This is a genomic window from Methylacidimicrobium cyclopophantes (assembly GCF_902143385.2).
Classification (GTDB): Bacteria; Verrucomicrobiota; Verrucomicrobiia; order Methylacidiphilales; family Methylacidiphilaceae; genus Methylacidimicrobium; species Methylacidimicrobium cyclopophantes.
This window is the reverse complement of sequence record NZ_CABFUZ020000146.1, coordinates 1-6,543: the sequence shown is the minus strand read 5'-3', so window position 1 is coordinate 6,543 and position 6,543 is coordinate 1. Positions and strand designations below refer to the sequence as shown.

Sequence of the window (6,543 nt, the reverse complement as noted above, 5' to 3'; positions counted from 1 at the left end):
CCGCCGTCGCGGCCGCGACGCCCGTGAGGACGAAAATTCCGGCTCCGACGATCGCACCGACTCCCAGAAGCATCAGATCGAGTGCCGAAAGCGTTCGGTGAAGCTCCGTCGGAGCTTCCGGGCGACCCGGCGATTGCCCGCTCGTCCCTCCTCCACTCTCCATCCCTTCTTTTCCGTTTCTCTCCACTGGAAGCAGCCGTCGTACCAGAGGCGACGAATTTCCACAAGTTATCAAAAGATCATGGGCGGCGGGAGCGCATTGTCCACGACTTTTTTCCGAGCCCTCCGCCCCTTTGCGATTCCGGAATGCCGGCGGACCATCGAGCCTTGCGGCAAACCAGGATCCGGCCATGATTAAGGAATCTTTCCGCTTCCAAAGGATCATGCACTTCCATCCCGCCGTCCGTTCGTGGTTTGCCAAAACCCTGGGTGTGCCGACGCCGATTCAGCGGGCGGCATGGCCGCTGATCCGCCAAGGCCATCCCATTCTCCTCTCTTCTCCCACAGGGTCGGGAAAGACCCTGGCCGCCTTCCTCGGCGCGATCGACAAGCTCGTTCGCCGCGGTCAATCGGGAAGGCTCACGGACGAAATCTCCGTCCTTTATGTCTCCCCACTGCGCGCCCTCTCTTATGACGTTCACAAAAACCTCCTCGAGCCCCTTGTAGGGATCAACCGGGAGCTCGCCACCCGGAGTCTCCCCACCCCCGAAGTTCGCGTCGCCGTCCGCACAGGAGATACGCCGTCTTCCGAGCGCGCCCGCATGCTCCGCCATCCGCCCCACCTTCTCGTCACGACGCCCGAATCGCTCTACCTGCTCTTGGGAAGCGCCGGCGGACGGGGCCTTCTCTCCACCGTCGAGGTCGTGATCCTGGACGAAATCCACGCCGTCGCCTCCGGGAAACGGGGCGCCCACCTCTCCCTCTCCCTCGAGCGTCTCTCCTCGCTGACCCGATCCCCCTTTCAGCGCATCGGGCTTTCGGCGACGCAACGTCCGATCCGCGAACTCGCCCGCTTTTTGACCGGAGCTTCCACCGACCGCCTCTCTCCCTGCGCCATCGTCGATCTGGGCTCCCGACGGAAGATGGAGCTTACGCTCGAACTCCCCTCTTCTCCCTTGGAGCCCGTCCTCTCCACAGAGGTTTGGGAAGAGATCTACGACCGGTTGGCCGACCTCGCCCGCTCTCGACGGACGACCCTCGTCTTCGTGAACAGCCGGCGCCTGGCGGAGCGAGTCGCCCACCATCTGACCGGACGACTGGGGGAAGAGAGGGTGGCCGCCCACCATGGAAGCCTCAGCCGGGAACGCCGCCTCGAGGCGGAGAAACGGTTGAAGACAGGGAGCCTCTCGCTCCTCGTCGCCACCTCTTCCTTGGAACTCGGCATCGACGTCGGCGAGATCGACCTCGTCTGCCAGCTCGGCTCTCCGCGCTCCATCTCCTCCCTGCTGCAACGCGTGGGCCGATCGGGCCACCGTCTGGGGAAGTCGATCCCGGAGGGAAGACTCTTCCCGCTCAGCCAGGAGGAGCTGGTCGAATGCGCCGGGCTCCTTCTTGCCGTCGGACGGGGAATCCTCGACCGCCTCTCGATTCCCGATGCTCCCCTCGACGTCCTCGCCCAGCAGATCGTCGCGGAGATCGCCACCGGGCCCAAGGACGAGGAGACGCTCTTCGCAATGATTCGGAGGGCCTATCCCTATCGACGGCTCTCGCGCGAGGAGTTCCTTCGGCTGGTGCAGATGCTGGCCGACGGCTACTCGCCCCGCCGGGAACGGAGCAACGCCTTCCTCTTCCGCGATCTGGCACAGAAACGGATTCTTCCCCGCAAAGGCGCCCGGCTCGCAGCACTCCTCAACGGGGGGGCCATTCCCGACACCGGAGACTACCCCGTGATCGCCGATCCCGAAGGGATCACCCTGGGGACGGTGAACGAGGATTTTGCCCTCGAAAGTCTTCCGGGAGATGTCTTCGCCCTGGGCAACAGCTCCTGGCGCCTCCGAAAGATCGAGCGGGGAGCCGTCCGCGTCGAGGATGCGCAGGGAGAGGCTCCGACCATCCCGTTTTGGCTCGGTGAGCTTCCCGGCCGGAGTCAGGAGCTCTCCGCATGCGCCGGCGTGGTCCGCCGCCGCGTCCACCGCTGGCTCGCGGAAGCCGAAAGGAGAGGAATCGAGCATTCGGAAGTCTTCGCCGCCAAAAAGATCGAACGGTGGCTCGCCCTCTCGGAACGCGCCTCCCTGGAGCTCTGTTCCTATCTGGCGGCGACCCGAGCCGCCCTGGGCTTTGTCCCCCATCCGCGCAGAATCGGGATCGAGCGCTTTTTTGATCCGTCCGGAGCAACCCAGCTCGTGATCCACTCTCCCTTCGGCAGCCGCGTCAATCGAGCCTGGGGGCTGGCACTCCGAAAGCGCTTTTGCCGCAAGTTCAATTTCGAGCTGCAGGCTGCGGCGACCGAGGACGCGATCCTCCTCTCCCTCACGCACGCACACAGCTTCCCGCTCGAGGAAATTCTCTCCTTCCTCCGCCCGGAAACAGTCCGGGCCGTCCTGATCCAAGCGCTCTTGGCGAGCCCGATGTTCGCCGTGCGCTGGCGGTGGAATGCCTCGATCTCGCTGGCGATCCCGCGCCGCCGAGGGGGGCGAAAGATTCCACCGCTCCTGCAACGAATGGAAGCCGAGGAGCTCCTCGGAGCGATCTTCCCCGATGCGGTGGCTTGCCTCGAGAACATTTCCGGGGACCGGGAATGTCCCGACCATCCCCTGGTGGAACAGACCCTCCGGGACTGCCTTTCGGAGGTCATGGATCTGGCCGGGTTGGAGAAGATCCTCCGCAAGGTCCAGGAAGGGAAAATCCTCGCCACCGCCCGGGATCTCCGCGAGCCCTCCCCGGCGGCCCGCTCGATCCTGGCCGCTCACCCCTACTCCTTTCTCGATCCGGCTCCCCTCGAGGAGCGACGAGCCCGCGCAGTCGCCTACACCGGACGCCTCCCATCGGCCGAGCTTGGACAGCTCTCTTTTGCCGATCCGGAAGCCGTCCGGCGGGTACGAGAGGAGGCCTGGCCCGACCCAGAGGATCCAGACCAGATGGAAGACGCCCTTCTCCTCCTGGGCTTCGTAACTCTTCGAGAAGCAAGGGAGGGACGTCCGGATGGACTGGGCGGCTCTCTCCGAAGGCCGGCGCGCTCCTGGGAAGGATTGCTCGGGAAGCTCGCGCAGAGCGGCCGAGCCCTCACCTTCCGATGCCGGCCGAATGAGGGCGATCTCCTTTGGACCTCTCCGGCTTGGCTCGCCCATTGGAAGGCTCTCTTCCCGCAAGGGGAGATCGCTTGTGGAGAGAAGATCCCGATCCCAAATGCCGATTCCTTGGAAGCCGATTTCGCCCTTCGGGAGATCCTTCGAGGACGACTCCAGGGCCTCGGACCCGTTTCCTCGGCCTCTCTCGGCCGTCCCCTCGAGCTTCCAGCCGAACGGCTGCTTCCTTCCCTGAGTGCGCTCGAGGCCGAGGGATTTCTCTTCCGCGGTCGCTGGCTCGCCGGGGACGACGAGGAACAGTGGTGCGCCCGCGGGCTGATCGCCCGCATTCATCGCTACGGGCAAGAGCGGGCGCGCCGCTCGATCCGGCCGGTCTCGGGCTCGGCCTTCCTCCGCTTTCTCTTGGCATGGCAGAGGCTCACTCCGGACGAGCGGACGGCCGGACCGGAGAGTGTACTCGCCGTCCTCCCCCTGCTCGAAGGGATTTGCGCTCCGCCGGAGACCTGGGAGCAAGAGATTCTCCCGGCCCGGATCGATGGATACGATCCGGCTTGGCTCGAACGCCTCTGTTTGGACGGCCGATTTTTCTGGATTCGCCTCCGCGGCCCTCGGGAAGAATGGCGGGCGGCTCGGTTGAGCGCTTCCTCCCCGATCGCCATCCTCCCGCGGGGGAGTCTCCCCGTCTGGCTCCCCGCCGATCCCTCCCTTCCCGGGGAACTCTCCCATCGAGCGGAAGCGATCGTTTCCTACCTCCGAAGCCACGGACCCTCGTTCCTGACCGACCTTCAAGAAGGATGCCATCTACTCCGGACGGAAACGGCCGAGGCGTTGGCCGAGCTTGCGGGAAGCGGTCTCGTCCACTCCGACGGCTTTTCCGGGCTTCGCCTCTTTCTTTCAGAGCGAGGGCGCCGGAGAAATCGGGAGGTGGCGGCGGGACGCTGGTCCCTGGTTTCCTCTCACGCACCCCTAGGAGAAGAGGCGCGGGCGGAAGCAATCGCTCGCGTCCTGCTGCGCCGTTACGGAGTAGTCTTTCGCAAGCTCCTATCGCGCGAAGAGGCTCTTCCCCCTTGGTGGCGCCTCTTGGATGTCTATCGCCGCCTCGAAGCGCGCGGGGAGATTCGCAGCGGACGCTTCGTAGCCGGGTTCTCCGGGGAGCAGTTCGCGCTCCCGGAAGCGGCCGCCGCGCTCTGGGAAATTCGGGAGCGGCCGGCGACGGGCGACTGGATCTCCGTCTGCGGCGCGGACCCGGCGAACCTCGTCGGGATCGTAACTCCGGGAGAACGGATTGCGGCCCTCGGTGGCAATCGCCTCCTCTATCGTGACGGCGAGCCCATGGCCGCCCTCCTGTCCGGAAAGATCCGCTTTTTCCGCCCGCTCGAGCCCCGCGAAGAATGGGAGGCGACCAAACGGCTTCTCCGCCGTGCCGCTGCCTACTCCTAGCCGGTCTCTCGACAGAGCCGAAGGTCGGCTCGTTGCTTGCTCGCGCGACCGTTCCTCGTTACCGGGGAGCGCCGGAAGGCCGGCGGCTCATCATGGCGAACGCCTGAATGTCCCGAACCGTATCCGACCAGTAGGGCGGGAGAGATGCGGCCACGGCAACCTCCCCGAAGGAATTTCGCGGGAAATCGGCCGCCATCTCGAAGCTGCCGCAGTAGGTGGTCGTAGGCCGCCCCTCGGACGAAAGGGTGACCATGCTCACCGAAGTCGTCCAGCGGACCGCGACTCCGCACCGGTAGATTCGACTCGGAACCATCGAAAGAACCGTCACCCGAACGAGGGGCCTCGCCTGGAGAACTTCTGCGAACTGTCGCTTGTCCTGCTCGGTCACCAGCGGACAGCTCTCCTGTTGCACACAGGAGGCGACCGAAAAGACGGCGACCAAATAGAGCGCCAGACGGAGGATCCCGGAGGGCAAAGGGGGGGTTCGCATCGCTCCCATCGGGAGATTATCGTGCAGAGCCTCCGATTTCGATGGCAAAAAGAGAAGAGAACCGTTCGCTCGACCTCTCCGAGCCCCCTTTGCTAGGGTTTCGCGAAAAAGGAGCCGAGATGAAACCTCTGTTGAGAAAGACAGCTATCGTCACCGGGGCATCGAGCGGCATCGGCCGAGCGACCGCTCTCGCCCTTGCTCGCGAGGGGGCGAACCTCGTCGCGACCGCGCGCCGTTTCGAGCGCGTCGAGAAGCTCGCCCGCCAAATCGAGGAGGAAGGGGGGAGCGCCCTCGCCCTCCGCTGCGACGTGCGGGAGCCGAGCGAGGTCGAAAATGTCGTCGACGCCGCACGCAAACGCTTCGGAGGAGTGGATATTCTTGTCGCCAACGCGGGAATCATGCCGCTTTCCCTCTTGCGAAAGCGGCACGTTGCCGAATGGATGGCCACGGTCGACATCAACATCAAAGGAGTCCTCAACAGCATCGCGGCGGTCCTTCCCCTTTTCCTCGAGCAAAAGAGCGGCCATTTCGTCACCCTCTCCTCCGTCGCCGGAAGAAAGGTCTTTCCAGGAAGCGCGGTCTATTGCGCCACCAAGTATGCCGTCCGCGCCCTCTCCGAAGGGTTGCGGATGGAACTCTCCCCCTCAGAGAACATTCGCGTCACGATCATCGAGCCCGGGGCCGTCTTGACCGAACTCCTCGAAACCATTACCGATCCGGAGGCCCTTCACGGCATTCAACCCTATTTCCAAGAAGGCCGCGCGCTGCGGCCCGAAGACATCGCCTCGGCCATCGTCTACGCCGTGAGCCAACCGCCGCACGTCAACGTCAACGAGATTTTGATCCGTCCCACCTTTCAGGAGCTTTGATCGAGTGGCGAGCAAAAGGCTGGGTTGCCGCGACCTCGATTCCTCCAAATCGGGCGGCCGTAACTAAAAAAGGGGATCGCGCAAAAAGCGGCTTTCCGCGATCCTTCTGCCGGAGACCGGCCCGCGCAAAGAAGAGCGAGGGAAAGCCAGGATCGTTACGGCCCGGGAACGATTGTGATCTCGGTCGCTTCCTCGACCCGATGCGCAACCGCGACATCGAAAAAGAGATTCTTCGATAAGACCGCTTGCCGTACCCCGCGATCGAGCTCGATTCCAACCGGGCCATGCTCGAACCAGTTGTGATCGATCACGAGATCCCGGGCCACCACCGCGGAAGCGGGGCTCGATCCCGGTCTCGATCCCACCTGGAGCCGGTAGCCGAAAGCCAGGCGGTTCCGACGAAAGACCGCGCCGCGCACGAGCTCAAAAGGAGCGGAGAAGCGCTCTCCGAGCTCCCCTCCCGCCAAAAGACCAAGGATTCCGCGATCGGCGGGTGGGC

The 6,543-nt window shown here is 64.6% G+C and carries 3 protein-coding genes and 2 pseudogenes; 2 read left to right on the top strand and 3 right to left on the bottom strand.

Annotation, left to right across the window (positions count from 1 at the left end; genetic code table 11):
• Positions 1-163 (bottom strand): annotated as a pseudogene (locus FN369_RS11525) (amino acid permease); the annotation flags it as partial.
• A gap of 187 nt (positions 164-350) precedes the next feature.
• On the opposite strand from FN369_RS11525, the gene FN369_RS06805 reads away from it, so the two are divergent.
• Positions 351-4,685, top strand: coding sequence for a DEAD/DEAH box helicase (locus FN369_RS06805; protein ID WP_246189599.1), 4,335 nt, complete (start codon positions 351-353; stop codon positions 4,683-4,685).
• A gap of 58 nt (positions 4,686-4,743) precedes the next feature.
• Here FN369_RS06805 and FN369_RS06800 read toward each other — a convergent pair whose 3' ends face one another.
• Positions 4,744-5,184, bottom strand: a complete 441-nt coding sequence (locus FN369_RS06800; protein WP_246189598.1) for a hypothetical protein — start codon at positions 5,182-5,184, stop codon at positions 4,744-4,746.
• 110 nt (positions 5,185-5,294) lie between these two features.
• On the opposite strand from FN369_RS06800, the gene FN369_RS06795 reads away from it, so the two are divergent.
• Positions 5,295-6,044 carry an SDR family oxidoreductase gene (locus FN369_RS06795; RefSeq protein WP_142525427.1) on the top strand — a complete coding sequence of 250 codons (750 nt, stop codon included), beginning with the start codon at positions 5,295-5,297 and terminating at the stop codon, positions 6,042-6,044.
• Positions 6,045-6,199: 155 nt separating this feature from the next.
• Here FN369_RS06795 and FN369_RS11155 read toward each other — a convergent pair.
• Positions 6,200-6,543 (bottom strand): annotated as a pseudogene (locus FN369_RS11155) (glycosyl hydrolase family 28-related protein); the annotation flags it as partial.